The organism is Bifidobacterium vansinderenii (assembly GCF_002234915.1).
Classification (GTDB): Bacteria; Actinomycetota; Actinomycetes; order Actinomycetales; family Bifidobacteriaceae; genus Galliscardovia; species Galliscardovia vansinderenii.
Genome location: NZ_NEWD01000016.1, coordinates 91,144 through 111,661, shown reverse-complemented (window position 1 = coordinate 111,661; position 20,518 = coordinate 91,144). Strand labels below are relative to the sequence as shown.

Below are 20,518 nucleotides of genomic sequence, written 5' to 3'. Positions count from 1 at the left end.
GTCAGATGAAAGGACAATGACCATGACCTATGCATTCAGACCCCATGTCCCCGAACTTACGATGGCGTCCGGCCCCTGCTCCATCTATCCGCAGGTGCTCGCCGCCATGGGTACGCAGATGGTGCACCACCGTACCGATGACTTCGTGAACCTCATGCGATCGGTGAGCGACGACCTGTCCGCGCTGTTCCGTACCACGACGCGCGTGCTGCCGGTGGAGGGTGAATCCATTCTCGGACTGGAAATGGCCGCCTACAATCTGGTCGAACCGGGCGACGTGTGCATCAACCTGGCGTCGGGGTACTACGGTGCCGGCTATGCGAAGGTGCTGCGCGGCTACGGTGGCGACGTGGTGGATGTGGCCGTGCCATACAACACCAGCGTGACGATCGAACAGGTGCGTGCCGTACTCGACGCCCACCCGGATGCGAAGGTGCTGGCATTCGTGCATTCCGAGACCCCATCCGCCTCCGAGAACCCGATGGAGGCGATCTGCAGGGAATGCCACGAGCGCGGCGTGCTGACCATCGTCGACTCCGTGTCCGGCGTGGGCGGCTCCGACGTGCGATTCGACGAATGGGGCGTGGACGTGTGCGTCACCGGACCACAGAAGTGCCTGGGATCCACGCCCGGCATGTCGCTGGTGGCGGTGAGCGACCGGGCATGGGAGCGCGCCCGCCGCGTGATCGCCGAAACCGGCCGCTACGAGCGCTCCTACCTATGTCTGCTGCCGTGGCGGTCGTGGGTGGAGCGCGACTACGTGCCCTACACGCCTCCGATCTCCAGCATCTACGGGCTCAAGGCCGCGCTCGACATCGTGATGAGCGAAGGCGTGGACGCCGTGATCGCCCGCCACGCGACCGCCGCCCGTGCCACACGGGCCGGTATCCGTGCCATGGGACTGGACCTGTGGGTGGACGACGAGGCGAACATGGCCAACTCGGTGACCGCGGTCGCGGTGCCCGACGGCATCGACGACACCGTGCTGCGCGGTCTCATGGACGATCGGTACGGTCTGCACATTTCCGGCGGACTCGGCGAGGAGGCGGGCAGGCTCGTCCGCATCGGACACATGGGATACACGGCAAGCCTGCAGAAAGTACTTACCGCACTGGGCGCGTTCGGGTCGGCGCTTAACGAACTCGGCCATCCGGTCGATCTGACCGCGGGACTGGAGGCGGCGGCAGGGGCCGCGGCGAAGTAGGAAGGTTGTCACGGCAGTGTTGGTAGACTCGGCGTGCACAATACAGAACGCAGATTCGGGCCGGAGGGCGGCCCGCAGGATGGTTTCGCAGTGAAGACACAACAGAACACCATGTTGTCTACCAATACGAACGATACGAATATCAAGGAAAACGACGCGTCGCAGAGGAACGATCCGGCGAGCGGCCGGCAGACTCCGGCGGATGAGAGGATTCCCGCCAGACTCATCGGCGCCATCGTCGCCGTGGGATCGCTCGCCTTCATCGGCATCCTCACCGAAACGGTGATGACCGTGCTGTTCCCCGAACTCATGAAGGAGCTCGGCGTCGGCACGTCCACCGTGCAGTGGATCACCACCGTATACCTGCTGGTGGTGTCGGCCACCATGCCGATCTCTTCGTACCTCAAGCGCCGCTTCCCGCTCAAGGGCATCTTCGTGGCTGCCGTGATCCTCGCGATCACCGGCTCGCTCATCATGATCGTGGGCCATTCGTTCCCCGTGCTCATCATCGCCCGCATCATCCAGGGCATGGGCTCGGGCGTGGCCACGCCGCTGATGATCAACATCATTCTCGAACAGTCGCCGCGTTCGAAGATCGGACGGCTCATGGGCGTCGGCTCGCTGGTCATCACCGTGGCGCCGGCCATCGGTCCGACCGTGGGAGGCGCCGTCTCCAGCGTGCTGCCGTGGCGCGCGATCTTCGTGATCGTGATCCCCATCATGCTGATCGCGCTGGTCATCGGACTGTGCTGCATCGAGCAGAAGGAGCCGACCCAGGAGGCTCGGCTCAACCCGCTGCAGTTCCTGGCCATCGTGCTGGGCCTGTGCGGTCTGGTCATGGCGCTCAATCAGGCTGGCGTGGCCGCCGGTGCCGCCGTCTCCGGCCAGTCGTACATGCATGCGGCTGTCTTCGCCGTGGCCAGCCTGGTCGTGGGTGTGCTCTCGCTCCTGTTCTTCGGATACTCGTCCAAGCGCTCGTTCTCTCCGCTGATCCGACTGGGAATTCTGCGCGACCCGGTGGTGCTCCTGCACCTGATCGCCTACACGATCCTGCCGATCGTGGGCATCGGCTTCGGCTACGTGATCACCAATCTGGCGCAGCTTTCGCTCGGCACGAACGCGTTCCTCGCCGGTGCACTGGTGTTGCCCGGCGCGCTGATCGGCGCGTTCTTCGCGCCCGTGGGCGGCATGCTTTACGACCGGTTCGGTCCCACCCGCCCGATTCTCACCGCGTTCGCCGTGGCGATCATCGGACCGGTGCTGCTGCTCGCGTTCTCCATGCACCTGACCCCCGCGCTGCTCGCCGGCTTCTACTTCATCTTCGGTCTGAGCTACGCGCTGGGCTTCTCCAACATCATGACCAGCGCGCTTTCGCAGATCCCGCACGAGTTCGCCCCCGACGGCAACGCGATCTTCAACACCATGCTCCAGTTCGGCGGCGCGGCGGGCACCGCCCTGTTCTCTACCATCCTCACCATTGCACAGGCCGGGGCGGGCGCCGAGGGGACGCCCCGGTTCGCGCACGCCACGGCGGTGGGCGGCGCGTGGACCTTCGCCGCCATGATCGTGATCTGCGCGACTGCCTACGTGGCGCTGGTCTGCGCGTTCCGTATCCGCTCCAAGCGCACGCGAACGGTACGCAAGTAGGCGGGGCCGGTCGTCCGATCGGCCCTCATACCAGGTATCGGCCTCAAGGCCGATGCATGGCACGCTCATACGGCGGCCGTCGTCCTTCGGGATGACGGCCGCCGTTGCGTTTTTCGGTCCCGCGCACGATGGGATTGCCCTGTCGATCCCCATATTGTTACCGGTATCAGAACAATTGCGAGAACCGAAGGAGAACGATGATGGGACGACACACATACGATGCCGGTCAGCAGACGACCGCCCAGCCGACGCTTGGAAACCAGACCGGTGAATCTCGGACGAACCGCATGCCGGTGGCGATCGAAGCCATCGGACTGACCAAGGACTACGGCGAAGGCGATAGCGTGGTACACGCGCTGCGCGGCGTGGACGTGTGCTTCGAACAGGGAAAGTTCACCGCGATCATGGGCCCGTCCGGTTCCGGAAAATCCACGCTCATGCACACGCTCGCCGGCCTCGACTCCGCCACCGGCGGACACATCCTGCTGCAGGGCGAGGACCTGACCGCCATGAACGACCGACAGCTGACGCTCCTGCGCCGCAAGCGCATCGGATTCATCTTCCAAAGCTTCAACCTGCTGCCCATGTTCACCGCCGAACAGAACATCCTCATGCCGCTCACCCTCGCCGGAGCCAAGCCGGACCGCGTCTGGATGCGCACGCTCGTCCGCACGCTCGGGCTCGAACAGCGTCTCGACCACCGTCCCAACGAGCTGTCCGGCGGCCAGCAACAGCGCGTGGCCATCGCCCGGGCCCTGATCACACGGCCCAGCGTGGTGTTCGCCGACGAGCCCACCGGCAACCTCGACTCCGTCTCCAGCGCCGAGGTGCTCGACTTCCTCAAACGGTCCGTGCGCGAACTCGGCCAGACCATCATCATGGTCACGCACGACGCCGTGGCCGCATCCTACGCCGACCGGGCCATCGTGTTCGCCGACGGGCGCATCGTGGCCGACGAACCCGAACCCACGGCAGAACGCATGAACGCGCTGCTCATGCAGGAGCGTCAGCGCGCCGCCGCACTGGCCATGGCCTACTGAGACGACCGCTCACGAGGAACAAGGAAACGAGAAGACCCATGCTGTCCCTGACCATCCAACTCATGAAACGCAGCGCCCGCATGCTGATCCCGGCCGGTATCGCCATCCTCATCGGCACGCTGTTCATCTCCAGCACCTTCCTGTTCGGCAACACGCTCGACTATTCGATGCGCCGGCAGATCACCGCCGGATTCGGCGACGCGAACTACGTGGTCAACGCCGGCGCCGCCGACGACATCTATTCCTCCCGAACCGTCGACGACTTCAAACTCGACAAGCTCAAGTCGATCGACGGCGTCGACGGCGTGCGCGTCTACGCCGCGGCATCGGTGCAGGTGAGCAACGACTCCGGCAGACACTCCACCACGTACATGATCCCCACGGCAAGCGGCGCCGCGGTCATGCCGATGACCCTGACCCAGGGACGATGGCCGAACGCGAACGGCGAGATCGCCATCCCCGACGACATGGCGAAACGACTCGGCGTGTCCGTTGGCGACACCGTGAACGTCGACAACTCCGCCATGTTCGGCTCCAGCGAGCAGGCCGCCACACTGGACGAAACGATCGTGGGCCTGACCCGTGACGACAACGGCGCCTTCTCCAGCTACGGTGGCGCCAGCGCCATGATGGACGGCGACTTCGCCACCATGGACGGCTACGAGGACCAAGGATTCGGCGCCGTGCCCGCCTACGCCGTCTATCTGCGCATCCATGCTCCCCAAGGCTCCACCGACACCGCCGTGCTCGACCAGATCAGGAGCCTGCTGCCGCACAAGCTCACCGTGCTCAGCGTCCACGAATACGCCGACAAGCAGATGGAATCCATGAGCCGTGACGGCACCGGCATCATCACCACGTTCCTGCTCGCGTTCGGCACGCTCGCCATGTTCGTCGCCGCTCTGGTGATCGGCAACACCTTCCAGGTGCTTGTGGCCCAGCGGCGCCGCACCCTGGCGCTGCTGCGCACCATCGGCGCGCAGAAGGGACAGCTGTACCGTTCGGTGATCGTCGAGGCCGCGATCCTCGGATTCCTCGCCTCGGCGCTGGGCGTGGGCGCTGCCTTCGGGCTCATGGGCGTCATGCAGGCCGCGGGCGCAAACCTCAACGGACTGGTCTTCGCCATGATCCCCAGTCCTGAGGCGTTCCTGGTGCCGATCGCGTTCGGTATGGCCGTGACCATGATCGCCGCCGTCGGCTCCGCACGCTCCGCCACCCGCGTGACCCCTCTGGAGGCGCTGCGACCCATGGAGCTCGTGAACGCCAAGCGTTCCGGCGTTCTCCGCATCGTCTGCAGCATTCTGCTGACGGTCTGCGGACTGGCCTCCGTCGGCGTGGCTCTCTGGCAGAACCATGTGACCGCTACCGGAGGGCACCCGCTCATCGACAATTCCGCCGCTCCGCTGCTCATGGCCATGGGCGGCATCGCCCTGACCTTCCTCGGGCTGCTCCTCTCGGCCGCCCGCTGGATGCCATGGATGCTCTCCGGAATCGGTTCGATCGTATCCCACGCCGGGCCGTCAGCCACCGTGGCCGCAGCCAACATCCGCAAGAATCCGCGTCGCGTGGCCGCCACCGGAGCCGCACTGCTCATCGGCGTCACCCTGGTCTCCTGCATCGGCACGGGCGCGGCCAGCGCCAAGGCCACCATGGCCGACGCGCTCGACTCGCGCTACAGTGTGGACCTCGTCGTCACCGGCACCGGTCTCGACGACACCGTCGCCGGGAAGATCGCCAAGGTCGACGGCGTTCAGGCCGCCGAACCGGTGCGCGTGGCCATGGCGCAGTGGAACGACGGCACGAGCGTCAACAACGGCAAGGGCCATGACGTCACCGTGCAGGTTGCGGGACTAAGCGAATCCCAGCGTCGGACCGTACTCAACTCCAGTGCCGGCATGCACGCCATCGAGCCGAACGGCATCGAAATGATGTCCAAGATGGGAGACACCGACAATCCGATCAGGGACGGCAGCGACGTGACCGTACGCTTCGGCACGTTCGGACCCGACGGCGACTTTGCCACGGCTGGCGAGAAAACGCTGACCGCGCACAAGTCAGGCTTCGTCATCTCCTCGGATTACGCAGGCACCGCACTCGTCGACCCGACCGTGCTCGACACGATCATGGGCGACAAGACCGACACGCAGATCTGGGTGAAGTCCGACGGCACCGTCTCCGCTGCCGACCTGTTCTCCTCCGTCAAGGACGCCGTCAGTACCCTGGACGGCGTGAACGTGACCGGATCCATCGCCGAACGCGTGCAATGGGAGCAGACGGTCGACATGCTCATGATGGTGCTGGTCGCACTGCTCGCCGTGGCCGTGCTCATCGCACTGGTCGGCGTGGCCAACACGCTGTCGCTGTCCGTGATCGAACGCACCCGCGAATCCGCCACGCTGCGCGCCATCGGCATGACCCGCGGCCAGCTGCGGCTCTCGCTGGCGATCGAAGCACTGCTCATTTCGCTCAGTTCCGGCGTAGTCGGCATCATCCTCGGCACGCTGTTCGGATGGGTGGGCTCCACCATGGTGTTCACCGGATACGGCACCGTGCAATATCCGATCGAATGGGGAACTGCGGTCGTGGTGCTGATCGTAGCCGCCGTGGCCGCGCTCGCAGCCAGCGTCGCCCCCGCCCGCCGTGCCGTGCGCACCCCGCCGGTCGTGGCGCTCGCCGAGGCCTGACGGGCCGGCCGGACCATCGTGCCACGAGTCGAACCTCGTGGCACACCGCAAAACGTCACCGAACTGTTCCCGAACATCAACGTGACGGTGAGCTTCCGTTCAGATTCACCGCCCATAATCAGAGACAACGGTTAAGAGAAGAACCGCAACACACAAGTGGTGCCCGCACGACGCGTCTACGGATGCGAAACGGCGGGCATCGTCAATTTCAGGGACGACGCCCGCCGTTCTCTCAGCCGCGTTGATGACCGACCGGCTCGATCAGACGCGCTCACGATGGTGCGATCACACCAGATGGTTCTCATAGGCGAAGACCACCGCCTGCACACGGTCACGGGCGTTGATCTTCGCAAGAATATGCGCCACATGCGTCTTGACGGTGGGCAGACTGACGAACAGCTTGTCGGCGATCTCCTGATTGCTCAGCCCATGCGCGATCTCGATCAGCACCTCGCGCTCACGTTCCGTCAGCAGATCGAGTTCCGGATCCGTGTACGCAGTGGCCTGTGGTGTGGCCTGCGATGTGGCCTGCGGTGCGGGGGAGACCTGACGCGCGGGATTGTTCGCCGTCGCATCGCCGGACTGGCTCATCTTCTCGATCAGCCGCTTGGTGGCCGACGGCGCGATGATCGCATTGCCCTGATAGACCGTGCGGATTGAATTGAGCAGCGACTCCGGTTCGGTGTCCTTGAGCAGGAATCCCGAGGCGCCGGCATGGATCGCCGCCATCACGTATTCATCCAGATCGAACGTCGTCAGGATGATCACACGGGTCAATGAAGAACCATTGCCGGAATTCTCGGTGATCAGACGGGTCGCCTCGATACCGTCCATGCCGGGCATGCGCACGTCCATCAGCACCACATCCGGGTGCAGTCGTCGTACCAGCTCCACGGCCTGCGCGCCATCGCCGGCCTGACCCACCACATCAAGATCAGGCTGCGACCCGATCACCATGGCGAACCCGGCGCGCACCAGCTCCTGATCATCGGCGATCACCACGCTGATACGGCTGGGCCCATCCGTGCCGTGCTCTCCCGACGTTCCACTCACGCCGTTCGCGTCGCTCATCTCCGCATCTCCTCCATCACCATTCTTGCCTGTCCATGCCACGGTCGTGGCTCACCGCTTCAACTCTAGCTGCTCATCCAACGAAACCGCGGGAGCCAATCGCATTCCCTCGGCGGACGTCGTCTCGTCGCTGAACCCGGTCTCACGCAACACGCCCAGCAACTGCCGCATGCGCTTCAACGCGGCACGCCCCTCGGATGCGATGCCCTCGAACGAGGCCATGATCGTCGCCGCGTCCGCGTCCCCGGCATCAAGCGTCCGGAGACCGGCGTCGGCCTTGCCGATCACACCGAGCAGCGTATCGGTCACATCGGTCTGAATGTTCGCGCTGATCCGATCGCGCTCCATATTCGCAGCCAACACCTTCTGCTTGCGCTCCTCGTCACGCAGCGCCTCCTCACGCGCCTGCAGCACCAACATGTTCGACCCACGAGAACGCGACCACATGCCGGCCGCCATCGCACCCATCAGCGTGACGAACGTGACGATCGCATACACGACCATCGCCAGCATCGCCGACGCCCCGCTCATCGTCGTACTCGACCGCACGATATCCATCAGCCGTCCCTCGGAAAGCAGCACGATCGCACGAATCACGGTGCCAATCTCGTAGGCCGCCGACGGCATCACCTTCATGGCGAACAGAACCGAACCGACACCAATCAGCGGAATCGTCCACCGCTTCGCCGTACGCGGCCCGTACAACGTCACCGAATACACGGAATACACCGATATCATCGCCGCCACAGTGAGCCACGGCAGAAACAGGAGCTGCAGAATCGTCAGTCCCGCGAACACGGCCGCGCTCGCCTGCGGAAAACGTCTACGCCAGATCAACGGCAGCACCACGCCGATATTCGACCACGCCCAGATCGGTGTGCCCGGTTCGACGGACGACAGGATGCCGCCGTCGGCGTTCGACACCCAGATCCCCGCGCTCGGCGAGCCGAACAGCAGCAGAATCAGCGCCACGTATACGGTATCCATGATCAGATAGTGTCGTTCCGTCCATTGCGAGACCCGTTCGATCACATTGAACTTGGAGGATTCGGGCGAATCCGGCAGCGAACCCAGCTGACGCATCGCGCGCAAGAACCCGCGGTAACGGTCCATAACCAGCTGCTTGAACCCGCTGACGGCGTTCGGAGTCGGCGCGTCGGACGGCACGCTCGACCCCGTGAGATTCCCGGTGGCCGTCGTCGTGGACGCCGCTGAGGAAGACATGCTGCCGGGGCCGTCGGCTGCCGTCCGATGCCGGTTCGGAGGAACCGATCGCGGCTCGCCATGGAAGGGAATGAACGCGTCCACCGCGAATCCACCGCCCAGACGAGGCCCGGCACTGCACGATCCGCCCAAAGAATCGATACGCTCACGCATGCCGATCAGACCATAGCCAGGCTTGTGACCATCCGCGGACGCCGCCAGCCCCCGGCCGTCATCGGTCACGCGAATACGCAGCCCATCCGCGGACCAGCGCTCCTCCACACTTACGTTCACCCCGGGGCCGGCATACTTGCGGATGTTGGTCAGGGACTCCTGCACCACACGATAGACCGTACTCGCGGCCAACGTACCCAATTCGTCGGGCTCCGGCGTGCCCACGACCGTATGCGTGACATGCGTATCCGACGACGGCGAATCCGCCTGCCTGATCAGACCGGCGACATCCGCATAACCGGGCGCATGCGACTCGGTGGCGCCGGTGGGGGAATGACCGCCCGGCGAACCAAAGATGCCCAACAGACGCCTCATGTCGCCCAACGCGCGCATGCTCTCATGACGGATCGTCTCCATCGTGGACCGGGCAAGCTTCGGATCATTCGCTCCGGCGAACCGCCCGCCATCCGCCTGCACGATGATGATCGACAGCGTATGCGCCACCACGTCATGCATGTCACGGGCGATACGAGCCCGCTCGGCAAGCGCGGCGATACGGGTCTCCTCCTCCTGACGCGCCTCCAGCGCGGCATTGCGCTCCCTCATCATCCGCACCGTCGACAGTCTCGCCCGCTGCCAGTAGCCCATCACGATCACCGCGGCCAATGGTGCCGCAATCATGACCAACATCCAGAGAAAATTCATCCGCATCTGACGGCTGCAGGTCGAGATGTCGACCATTCCATCGGCTATCAGACAATCGTAAGGGGCCAGCGTATACCGTTGCCATGCCGACACCGCCAACGGACCGAACGCCTGCACACTCGTATTGACCCCGGCGGCGATCAACGTCATACCGACCGCCACCACGATGAACGGGCGAATCGTATCGCGCTCGCCGTACACGATCACCGTGTAGACGTGCATCAGCGCGAACCCGTTACTGAGCACCAGCGCCGGGCCGAACACCAGCTGCACCAGGCAAAGCAGTACGAACGCCAGAGCGCTGGCACGGGGGAGTCGCCGGCGGAATATCAACGGCAGTCCGTATATCCACGTCCAGAACCGTACCACCGCCGCGTCGTCCATGTAATGGAACAGCAGACCGTCCTGCATCGTGCCGTAGGTGATGCTGACCGCACACAATGTCGTCAACACCAAGGCGATCAGCGCGTCCGGAATGAGCACCCGATTGTCGATGTCGCCGAACTGCGGCGTGACCGCCCGGCGTAGCGTGGCGATTGCAGTGCCCATACCCGAAAACCATTTCATTCAGTCCACACTAGTCGGCGGACGCCGTGCGCGACATCGTGCCACGGAACGATTCGTTGCGGCATGCGGACATATGCGTGTGCGAGGATGGGGGCGACGAACATGAGCAACGAGCAAGGAGATGCACGATGACGTTGCTGGCCAAATATCATGTGCCCGGACTGGTGGTGGAGGACCACGCCATCGAAGTGCCGCTTGACTGGCGTGGACGGGATCCGTTGGATGTTGTGAGATCGGGATTCGACGAGAGCGGCGACGATGGTTCGATCGGCTTGTTCTACCGTGTGCTGTGCGCGCCCGAACATGTGCACGACGATCTGCCGCTGCTCGTCTTTCTGCAGGGAGGCCCCGGCGGTCAGTGCCCGCGGCCGACAGGGCCCGACGACGACGGATGGATCGCCGAGGCGATACGACACTTCCGTGTGATTCTGCCCGACCAGCGCGGCACCGGACGCTCCACGCGCGTGGAGCCGCGTTCGATCGAAGGCATGAACGCACGCCAGGCGGCCGGCCATCTCAGGCGGTTCCTCGCCGACTCCATCATCCGCGACTTCGAATACCTGCGTCTCACCGAGTTCCGCGGACGGCGGTGGGTGAGTCTTGGCCAGAGCTACGGCGGATTCCTCACCCTCACCTACCTGTCGCTGTTCCCGCGTGGACTGGCGGCGTCGTTCACCACGGGCGGCATCCCGCACGTGCCGACCAGCGCCGCCGAGGTCTACGCGCATACGGTTCCGCGCATGATGAGCAAGACTGAGCAGTACTACGAGCGCTATCCGCAGGACCGTGAGCGCGTGGCCGCCGTGGCCGACCTGCTCGCCGGGGGAGAGATGCGACTGCCCAACGGCGACCCGTTCTCCGTGCGTCGTCTGCAGATGCTCGGGGCGGACTTCGGCATGAAGCCCAGCTTCGAGCGGCTCCATTGGCTGATTGATCAGGCGTTTGTCGACGGCGTTGAGCCCGGCGCGTCGGGGGAGGCGCCGATGCTGTCCACCGGCTTCGCCATGGACGTGCTGGCCCGTACTTCCTCGTACGGGCGTCCGCTCTACTGGCCGTTGCAGGAGTTTATCTACGCGGACGGCGAGCTGGACCGGCCGATCCGCTGGGCGGCGTGGGCGGAATTGCAGCGACATCCCGAGTTCGCCGTGGACGCCCGCCCGCTCATGTTCACCGGCGAGGCGGCCCTGCCGTGGATGTTCGAGGAGGACAGTTCGCTCGCGCCGTTCCGCCCTGCCATGGACGTGCTCATGGAGGACACGCATTTCGGCCGCATCTACGACGCCGACCAGTTGGCGCGCAACGAGGTGCCGCTGCAGTCCGCCGTCTACTTTGACGACATGTACGTGGACTCCGGCATGCAGCTCGACACGCTTTCCCGCATAGGACGCTCTCATGCGTGGGTTACCAACGAGTTCGAGCACGACGGCGTGCACCATGGCACGACCGTGTTCCGCCACCTGTACGAGGAGGCGCTGAACCGCGGAGATCTTGATGGTCTGCTGTGACTGGTCTTTGTGACTAGTCCTTGTGACGGGACCTTGTGACCGAATCTTACGAAAAAACGGTCCGTGCGCGACAATCGCCGCACGCGGACCGTTTGGTTTTCTCACATCGCCGGCCGAAGCCGAACGCTTATCTGAGGAGGATCATCAGCCTCACTTGGTGATGATGACGTCCTCGGCCTTGATGTCGTCGGTGAACGACGGGGCGAGCTCGTCCTGGTAGGCCTGCTCGAAGAAGCCGTTGTCGGTGAGGGTCTTGATCTCGGAGTTGACCCACTTGAGCAGATCGGCGTTGCCCTTCTTCACGGCCGGGGCGATGGTGGACTCCTCACCGAGGGTCTTCACGCCCACGGTGTAGCCCGGGTTCTCCTTGGCCCAGGCGTACAGGTAGGTGTTGTCGTCGGCGAGGGCGTCAACACGGCCGTCCTTGAAGGCCTGGAACTGCTGGGTCTTGGAATCGTACTTCTGCAGGTTCACGTCCGGGTACTTCTGGGTGAAGTAGGTCTCGGCGGTGGTGCCCTTGGTCACGGCCAGGCTCTTGCCCTTGAGCTGGTCGGCGCTGGTGATCTTGGCGGACTCGGGGGAGACCACGCCGATCGACACCTTCATGTACGGGCTGGCGAAGTCCACGACCTGCTTGCGCTCGTCGGTCACGGTGAAGTTGGCGAGCACCAGATCCACCTTGTCGGACTTCAGGGCGTCCACACGGCCGTCGGCGTTCACCTGAACCCAGTCGACCTTCACGCCAAGATCCTCGGCGAGCTTGTTGCCCAAGGCCACGTCATAGCCGGCGCGGGTGCCGTCATTCTTCACGTAGCCGTACGGCGGCAGATCGCCGAAGGTGGCGATGCGGATCTTGCCGGCCTTCTTGATCTGCTCGACGGTCTGGCCCTGCTGGCTGGACGCGGACGAGTCGCTGCTGCCCGAGCTGGACGAGCCGCAGGCGGCGAGCGAGATCAGCGCGGCACCGGCCACCAGGCCGGCGATGATCTTCTTGAGTTTCTTCATGATTCCTCCCTTGTGGATTCCTCTCATTTGCGTGATTGCAAAAAACTTTGAATGATATGGGACGCGGGGTGTACGTACCGGCGCGGTCGTTATCTGGTCTCCTCGTCCGTGATGGGCGACATGCTCTCCAGGAAGCTGCGGGCGCGGTCGGTGGCCGGATGCGTGAAGAAGTCCTCTCCGGACTGGCGCTCCAGGATCACGCCGTTCTCAAGGAACAGCACGGTGTCGGCCACGCGGCGGGCGAACTCCATCTCGTGGGTCACCACGATCATCGTCATGTGCTCCTTGGCCAGACGCAGCATGAGCTCGAGCACCTCGCGCACCATCTCCGGGTCGAGCGAGGCGGTCACCTCGTCAAACAGCATGAGCTCGGGGTTCATGGTCAGCGCGCGCACGATGGCGATACGCTGCTTCTGGCCACCGGACAGCTCACGCGGGTAGGCGTCGCGGTATTCGCTCAGCTGCACATCGGCGAGCAGGCGGTCCATCTGCGGCTCCACCTCGGACTTGGCGCGCTTCTGCACCTTGGTCGGGCCAAGCAGGATGTTCTGCGCCACGGTGAGGTTGGGGAACAGATCGTAGCTCTGGAACACCATGCCGATCTCGGTGCGCAGCTTGCGCCACTCCTTCTCGGCGCCGCTGACGGGCTTGCCCTTGAACTCGATCGTGCCGCCCTGAATGGTCTCCAGGCCGTTCAGGCAGCGGATGAGCGTGGACTTGCCGGAGCCGGAAGGCCCCAGCAGCACGAACACCTTGCCGCGCGGCACATCGAAGCTGATGTCCTTGAGCACCTCGTGATCGCCGTAGGCCTTACGCAGATGCTTGACGGACAGCAGCGGGGTCTCGTCGGCGGTGGTGGGGACGTTTTCGGAAAGTTCAGCCATTGTTACGCTCCTTGGCGCGCTTCTCCAGGGCCTGGGCGATCCTCGCCAGAGGCCAGCACACGATGAAATACAGCAGGAACACGAATCCGTAGACCCAGAACGCGGAGTCCGGGTGGCTCATGCGGTTCGCCTCCATGATCTGCTGGCCGACGGTGATCACGTCGATCACGCTGATCAGCAGCAGCAGGGATGTGGTCATGATCACGCGGGCCGCGAGGTTGATGGTCGCCGGGATCATGAGGTTGACCGACTGGGGCAGACGCACGTACCACAGCAGCTGCAGTCCGTTCATGCCCAGCGCCTTGCCGGCGTCCACCTGATGCGAGGGCACGGAGATCAGGGCGCCGCGCACGACGTCGCTGATCTCGGCCGCCACCCACAGGCCGAACGCCACCACGGCGATGGTCTCGCCGTCCACCTGCACGCCCATCTCGCGCGGCAGGATGTAGTAGAAGAGGAACAGAATCACCAGCGTGGGGATGATGCGGAAGAACTCGAGGTAGAGTCGCAGCACCGCACGCAGCACCGGGTTGTGCATGATGCGCAGCGCGCCGAGCACGATGCCCAGCGGAATGCCGAAGATCAATGCGAGTCCGGCCACGCTGACCGACGTCCACAGGCCTCCGAGCAGGCGGGTGAGGTTGTCTCCCGTGAAGATGACCGTCCAACCGGGCTGCGCCGCGAGGACGAGGGCCTGATCAATCGCCGAAGGTGCCACGACGGACCCTCCTTTCCAGAAGCGTGAGGATGATGGACATCGGGACGAGGATGATCGCGTAGGCGATCACCAGCACGAGCAGGTATTCGTCGGTGCGGTAGTACATGCCGATCAGATCACGTGCCGTGTTCGTCAGCTCGGGCACGGCGATCACCGTGAACACCGAGGTCTCCTTGACCAGGAAGATCGCGTTAGCCGCCACTGCGGGAACGCTGCGCACAAGGCCCTGCGGCAGGATGATGTGCTGGATCATCTGCCACGGCGACAGGCCCAGCGCCCTGGCAGATTCGAGCTGGATCTTCGGGATGCCGCCGAAGCCGCCGCGGAACGCGCCGGACATGTAGGCCGCGCCAAGCAGCGAGGATCCGATGATCGCGCAGGTTTCGGCGCTGAGCTTCAGGCCGATGGACGGCAGACCGTAGTAGAGGAAGAACAGCTGGATCAGCAACGGGGTGTTGCGCAGCAGCTCCTCGAACGTGGCGCAGATCTGCGAGATCACGGGGATGCGGCTGTCGCGGGCGAGCGCCACCACAAGGCCGAGCAGCGTGGCCAGGATGACGGCGATGGCGGACAGCTTCAGGGTGAGGATGAATGCCTTCTCAAACAGAGGCAGGCTCTGCTGGATGATCTCCCAGCTCATCGCATGCCTCCTCTCTCATGTGAACGCGCATGCGGCGTGTGTGGAATCGAAAATATTTGCATGGGTTTTCTCTCGGAAACGTCTGTGAATACAATACGGTTTTTTCTCCGTCGTCATGCACGCCCATAGGCTCGGACGATGGTCGTTCGGAGGTACCGGCATGGGGCGACGAGCGGGATCAAACCTTTGACGAGCGGTGCTATGCGATGGCGCCGAGGTCTGTTTTTCGTTGTGAACAGTGGCGTTCCGGCATGTGGGGCATGTCTCTGCGAGACATCCGAGGCATGGAGGTTCCTCCAGTCGTTATGCATGGTGGTTATGACGTGCTATCAGCAAATCAATAATACCTATAACCAAACTTTGGTGTGTCGCGATTGCCTGATTATACCTCGTTGGGATAACGGGAGTCGTTGTCTGCGTTGGCCTTAGACTGGAAGCCATGTCTCTTACTATTGGAATCGTCGGACTGCCGAACGTCGGCAAGTCCACCATGTTCAACGCGCTGACCCGCAACAACGTGCTGGCCGAGAACTACCCGTTCGCCACCATCGAGCCGAACACCGGCGTCGTGCCGCTGCCGGACAAGCGTCTGCCCGTGCTCGCCAAGCTCGTGAACACCGAGAAGATCGTGCCCGCCACCGTCACGTTCGTCGACATCGCCGGCATCGTCAAGGGTGCCTCCGAGGGTGAGGGCCTGGGCAACAAGTTCCTCGCCAACATCCGCGAGGCCGACGCGATCTGCGAGGTCGTGCGCGCCTTCGAGGACGACGACATCGTGCACGTCAACGGCAAGGTCGACCCGGCCGACGACATCGACACCATCAACACAGAGCTGATCCTCGCCGATCTGCAGACCATCGAGAACGCGCTGCCCAAGCTGGAGAAGGATCTGCGCGGCAAGAAGATCGAGCCCGAGTACTTCGAGGCCGTCAAGCAGGCCAAGACCATCCTCGAGGCCGGCGAGACGCTCGACAAGGCCGCCCGCGAGGGCCGCTTCGACAAGGACAGCGTCTACGATCTGCACCTCATGACCGCCAAGCCGTTCATCTACGTGTTCAACGTGGACGACGACGAGCTGCAGAACAAGGATCTGCAGTCCCGTCTGGCCGCATCCGTGGCTCCGGCCCCGGCCGTGTTCCTCAACGCCCAGTTCGAGGCCGACCTCACCGAGCTCGACGAAGCCGACGCCCGCGAGATGCTTGAGGACGCCGGACTGGATGAGTCCGGTCTGGATCAGCTGGCCCGCGTGGGCTTCGACATCCTCGGACTGCAGACCTTCCTCACCGCCGGTGTGAAGGAGGTGCGCGCCTGGCAGATCCACAAGGGCTTCACCGCCCCGCAGGCCGCCGGCGTGATCCACACCGACTTCGAGAAGGGCTTCATCAAGGCCGACATCGTCTCCTACGACGACTTCGTGGCCGCCAACGGTTCCATGGCCGAGATCAAGGAGCAGGGCAAGCTCCGCCAGGAGGGCCGTGACTACGTGATGCAGGACGGCGACATCGTCGAGTTCAAGTTCAACGTCTCCAAGTGACCCGAAAACCGCGTCGTTCCAACGTTTCTCGGGGGTTTTCGATTTTGCGAACGTCCTTGCGAACATCCCGATTCTAACATGTTTTGCGAGGATTTTTGCGAACTTTGCGAAGTTTGCGAACCCCTCCGAAACCGCGGAATAGAGCCGTTCTTGGCCCGTCGCGCACCATGCGCGGCGGGCTTTTTGCGAATTTGCGAACTTTGCGAGGAATTAGACGGACCACTGCCGGCCCGTGGTGCCCGGATATGCCCCGACGAGGAAGCGGGGGAGCGGCCCCCGCTCGCGACGAGGCAGGAGGCACCGATGGGCATGGCCGGACCCAAAGCGGATGGACGAAACAGCGAGGCACAGACGGTGCCGGTGGCCGACAGGGCAGCGAGGCTCCGACGACGGGCGCGCGTGCTGCGCGGCCTGACGGTCGTGCTCGCGGTGCTCCTCGTCATCCTCCTCGCGGTGAGCGTCGCGACGCGCGGCACCGACGCGGGGCATGGAACCCGGAGCGGCACCGTCACGGTGACGGCACCGGCCGTATCCGCGAAGCAGGACGGGAAGGGCAACGCGCTCGACTGCACGAAGGCCAGCACCGACGAGGCATACGCGGAAAGCCAGCACGAGCCGCGGCTCCTCACCGTCATCCGATGCTCATGGAGGAACACAGGGGACCGTGACGCGCTCTTCAGCGACGTGATGAGCGTCGAGGCCGTCAGCAGCGACGGAACGACCGTCACCACCGGCTACAGGCACGACTCCGGCAAGGAGGAGCTCAGGGGCAACGACCCCGTGCTCGCGGCCGGCCAGACCACGGACGACGCGAGGCTGGTCCTCACCGGAAACCCGGCGCTCCACTGGAACAGGCAGGCCGTCATCCACATCACCATCACCGACAACGCGGGAGCACAGTACCGGTACGACTACCGGCCCGCGACCGACACAATCACGGACGTCACCGGCAAATGACCTCGCACGGTCATGAAAGACAAGCACAGGCGACAACACAAGAAGAAGCAAAAAGCAGCGCGGGTGGTCCGGGACTAATGATTAAATCCCGGACCACCCGCGTTCGTTTACTCATCTCTTCACCATCATCGGTAACGGGTCCCGGCCGTGGTCGTCGGCCCGTGCGTGGTTCTTCTTCTTTTTTGGGAAAAATCCCGGTTTTTTCTGGTTTTCCCCTCGATCGGGCCGTTCCGCGGGGTTTTGCCGGTTAGATACATGATGCAAACCAAGGAACGGGTCGCGGGGGCGGCCCGGTGATTGAAGGGAATGAATCATGGTTGGGAATCGTAGGGGAGCGCACGCGGCTCGTGGGAACGCGGTTGAGGGGTTCCGCATCGCGTCCGCTGCGTCGTTCGTCGTCGCTTCGGTGCTTGCTGCCTCGATGCTGCGCGTCGCGGGGTTCGTGCCCGTCATGGCCAACGCGGCCGATGAGCCGGTGGCCGCTCAGACCAGCGTTCAGCAGGACCAGCGCATGGGGGCCGCGCGTGAGACCACGGAGGGGCAGCGTGCGAAGCTCGTCGTGGAGTCCGCGCGTGAGCGTGCCGAGCGTGAGACGGGAACGACGCTCACGGATGAGGAGGTGCCGGACTGCCTGCACGACGGTATGAGCATCCACGACGCGGCCGCTTGCGAGAAGCGTATAGCGCAGGCCGTGCGCGACAAGCACAACCGCGAGGAGGCCGCGAAGCGTGCCGAGGAGCAGCGCGTCGCGGAGGAGGCCGCCAGGGTCAAGGCCGAGCAGGAGGCTGCGGCCAGGAAGGCAGCCGAGGAGCAGGCCGCGCGCGAGAAGGAAGCGGAAGCCGCTCGGCAGGCACAGGCCCAGCGGCAGGCGGCCGCTCAGCAGGCTCAGGCTCAGGCCGCACCGGCACCGGCGCAGAACCAAGCACAGGCCGCTCCGGCACCGGCCCCGGCACCGAGCGGCCCCGTTGACCACGGCATCGCTCGGACCTGCAACGGGAACCAGCCCGCTGACTGCCAGTGGGCCATCGACCAGGGCGGTCTCGTGCAGGTGAACTTCCCCGACCCGTGGGGCATGGGTACCTGGATAGACTTCGCGGTACACAACAACGAGGGCGGCGCGTGGATGCTCGACGTGAATGTCGGTGACGTCATCCGCATCGGTGGAGTGGACTACCGCGTGAAGAACCGCAGGACCGTCGTCAGCGGAGGCACGGCAGTGGTGACCCCCATCATGATGCAGACCTGTGACTGGACCGGAGGCACCATGCAGGTCTTCGACCTCGAACGTGCCTGACGCACCAGACGCGAAGCACCAGTCAGGGGAAAGGAGAAGAAGGACAAGCACGCGGGCGCGGGTGGGAACGGGATTAACGATTAAATCCCGTTCCCACCCGCGTTCGTTTCTTTCATCATTCCCAGCGCGCATCGTCGCCGGTCATCGGGTTCGCGCCGGGCGTCGGGCCGTTTCGCGGCCTTGGGAAAAAATTCCCTGAAACCCGTTCGTCGGGACTGCGAAAGTGGCCTTAGTGTTTCTAGTGCGCGGGCCGGGGATGTCCGCGTGGGGCTTGCCGTTGGTGGTTGGTTCCTTGTTATGGCCGCGTTGGAGCGGTCTTGTTGGAAAGGTGATGAGTAATGGTTGGGATTGATTCCGCTGCCGGTTCCCGTTGGCATTTGCGGTTCTCGGATGACGAGAATGCCGTTGCGCGGTTTTTGCTGGTGCCCGAGCCTTGCCATGCCGGGGATGACTGCCCGTTCGGGGATGACCGCTGGCACTTCGGCAGCGAGGAGGAGACCGAGCGTTGGGTCAGCGAGCACGCGTCGCGGGTTCCCGATGAGGATGACCCTCCGTTCTATGGGGATGACGTGGATGCCATGCCGATCTCGCTCCTGCCCCAGCTGAGCGAGGACCCGCTCTTCCCCGAACTCACGGACGAGGAGAGGCGGTACGCGCTGGCCTGCAACAAGCGGGACGGGACGCTTCACGCGTACTCGTTCGGTGAGGTCGTCGGTCACATGCTGCGTAAGCGGTGCTCGCTCATGCTCCATCTCCTCGACGCGGACCTGGAGCTGCCGTCGGCCCTCGATGATTCCGACGCCCCCGCGTTCGTGATGGACGTCTACGCGAAAGCCGGCCGCGACCTCACGCGTGACGGGTCCCTGAGCGTCAGGCTGATGAGGGAGCGTCGCGCTTACTACAGCGGCTGCTACTCGATGGACGGGGATGTCTATGATGCCGTCGAGCTGCTCATGTGCAACTGCATGAGCGGTGAGGGTGAGAACCACGTCATCCCGCAGGTGCTCCTCCGCTTCATCGCGGAGTCGAGCAGCCGTCCCGAATGGCCGCTGCGTCCCATCGGACTGGAGGAGCTGCGCGGGATGAGCCGCGAGGTGATCCGCAACAAGAAGTACGCGAAACCCGCGCGGGACGATGACGAGGCCACGTACCGCGCGTTCGTGGAGAACGCGATGAACAGCACCCAGCGGTTCATCACGCCCGGCGGCGAGGGGCTGGTGGAGCGTACCGTCAATGCCATGGCCAAGGCCGATGCCGACTGGTTCCTCACGTACCAGACCGTGAATGGCATCAACCACGATTACCTGTTCTATCGCAGGAGGGAAGGGGCCTATAGGTACAAGGGCATCCCCATCGAGCCGTTCCGCGACCTCGTGCCGCTGGCCACGGAGCCGAACCCGGCACCGGCTCTCAGCCAAACCACCACCGGCGTCAAGCGCACCGTGCCCCTCCACGGGCAACGATGACGCTCGGTACCCGTTACACGCATGACCGATGCGCGGCACACGCCCGGCGACGGACACCGTGGAAACCAACCACGGCATGTCACGGGCAAGAAAAAGAAGGCAAACAAGCGGGCGCGGGTGGTCCGGGATTTAATCATTGGTCCCGTACCGTCCGCGCCCGTGCCGTTCCTGCCGGGATATGCGCGTGGTGACGATGGGGTTGGTTCCGGGTCGTCCGGGG

15 protein-coding genes are annotated in these 20,518 nt (G+C 64.2%); 9 read left to right on the top strand and 6 right to left on the bottom strand.

The annotated features are described in order from the left end of the window. Positions 1-22: 22 nt before the first annotated feature. The 4 genes from Tam10B_RS06670 (at position 23) to Tam10B_RS06655 (ending at position 6,575) form a co-directional block, all read left to right on the top strand. Complete coding sequence (locus tag Tam10B_RS06670; RefSeq protein ID WP_158214154.1) at positions 23-1,204, top strand: pyridoxal-phosphate-dependent aminotransferase family protein; 1,182 nt, start codon at positions 23-25, stop codon at positions 1,202-1,204. A gap of 111 nt (positions 1,205-1,315) precedes the next feature. Further along, positions 1,316-2,851: an MDR family MFS transporter gene (locus Tam10B_RS06665; RefSeq protein WP_093960537.1), complete on the top strand. Its 1,536-nt coding sequence runs from the start codon at positions 1,316-1,318 to the stop codon at positions 2,849-2,851. A gap of 287 nt (positions 2,852-3,138) precedes the next feature. Next, on the top strand, positions 3,139-3,891 hold the full coding sequence (locus tag Tam10B_RS06660) for an ABC transporter ATP-binding protein (RefSeq protein WP_093960536.1): 753 nt from the start codon (positions 3,139-3,141) through the stop codon (positions 3,889-3,891). A gap of 38 nt (positions 3,892-3,929) precedes the next feature. Next, positions 3,930-6,575 (top strand): ABC transporter permease, encoded by a 2,646-nt coding sequence (locus Tam10B_RS06655; protein WP_093960476.1) that lies wholly within the window; start codon positions 3,930-3,932, stop codon positions 6,573-6,575. 285 nt (positions 6,576-6,860) lie between these two features. Here Tam10B_RS06655 and Tam10B_RS06650 read toward each other — a convergent pair whose 3' ends face one another. Both Tam10B_RS06650 and Tam10B_RS06645 read right to left on the bottom strand, forming a co-directional pair. Then, on the bottom strand, positions 6,861-7,532 hold the full coding sequence (locus tag Tam10B_RS06650; protein WP_408606639.1) for a response regulator: 672 nt from the start codon (positions 7,530-7,532) through the stop codon (positions 6,861-6,863). 165 nt (positions 7,533-7,697) lie between these two features. After that, a complete protein-coding gene (locus tag Tam10B_RS06645; RefSeq protein ID WP_158214153.1) occupies positions 7,698-10,277 on the bottom strand; it encodes a sensor histidine kinase in 2,580 nt (859 codons plus the stop codon). 146 nt (positions 10,278-10,423) lie between these two features. On the opposite strand from Tam10B_RS06645, the gene Tam10B_RS06640 reads away from it, so the two are divergent. Beyond that, complete coding sequence (locus tag Tam10B_RS06640; protein ID WP_093960473.1) at positions 10,424-11,800, top strand: alpha/beta fold hydrolase; 1,377 nt, start codon at positions 10,424-10,426, stop codon at positions 11,798-11,800. A gap of 150 nt (positions 11,801-11,950) precedes the next feature. On the opposite strand, the gene Tam10B_RS06635 is transcribed toward Tam10B_RS06640, so the two are convergent. The 4 genes from Tam10B_RS06635 to Tam10B_RS06620 form a co-directional block, all read right to left on the bottom strand. Then, entirely contained in the window at positions 11,951-12,805 is an 855-nt protein-coding gene (locus Tam10B_RS06635; RefSeq protein ID WP_093960472.1) for a transporter substrate-binding domain-containing protein, read from the bottom strand. Positions 12,806-12,894: 89 nt separating this feature from the next. After that, positions 12,895-13,689 (bottom strand): amino acid ABC transporter ATP-binding protein, encoded by a 795-nt coding sequence (locus tag Tam10B_RS06630; protein ID WP_093960471.1) that lies wholly within the window; start codon positions 13,687-13,689, stop codon positions 12,895-12,897. Continuing rightward, entirely contained in the window at positions 13,682-14,407 is a 726-nt protein-coding gene (locus tag Tam10B_RS06625; RefSeq protein WP_233133627.1) for an amino acid ABC transporter permease, read from the bottom strand. The genes Tam10B_RS06630 and Tam10B_RS06625 overlap by 8 nt, the downstream gene beginning before the upstream one ends. Then, positions 14,388-15,047 (bottom strand): amino acid ABC transporter permease, encoded by a 660-nt coding sequence (locus tag Tam10B_RS06620; RefSeq protein WP_093960470.1) that lies wholly within the window; start codon positions 15,045-15,047, stop codon positions 14,388-14,390. Before Tam10B_RS06620 ends, Tam10B_RS06625 begins: the two co-directional genes overlap by 20 nt. A gap of 439 nt (positions 15,048-15,486) precedes the next feature. On the opposite strand from Tam10B_RS06620, the gene ychF reads away from it, so the two are divergent. The 4 genes from ychF (at position 15,487) to Tam10B_RS06600 (ending at position 20,298) form a co-directional block, all read left to right on the top strand. Next, positions 15,487-16,581, top strand: coding sequence for a redox-regulated ATPase YchF (gene ychF / locus Tam10B_RS06615; protein ID WP_093960469.1), 1,095 nt, complete (start codon positions 15,487-15,489; stop codon positions 16,579-16,581). Positions 16,582-16,890: 309 nt separating this feature from the next. Next, complete coding sequence (locus Tam10B_RS06610; RefSeq protein WP_143248585.1) at positions 16,891-17,538, top strand: hypothetical protein; 648 nt, start codon at positions 16,891-16,893, stop codon at positions 17,536-17,538. A gap of 313 nt (positions 17,539-17,851) precedes the next feature. Then, a complete protein-coding gene (locus Tam10B_RS06605) occupies positions 17,852-18,832 on the top strand; it encodes a hypothetical protein (protein WP_093960467.1) in 981 nt (326 codons plus the stop codon). A gap of 338 nt (positions 18,833-19,170) precedes the next feature. Further along, entirely contained in the window at positions 19,171-20,298 is a 1,128-nt protein-coding gene (locus Tam10B_RS06600) for a hypothetical protein (protein ID WP_093960466.1), read from the top strand. The last annotated feature ends 220 nt before the right edge of the window (positions 20,299-20,518 follow it).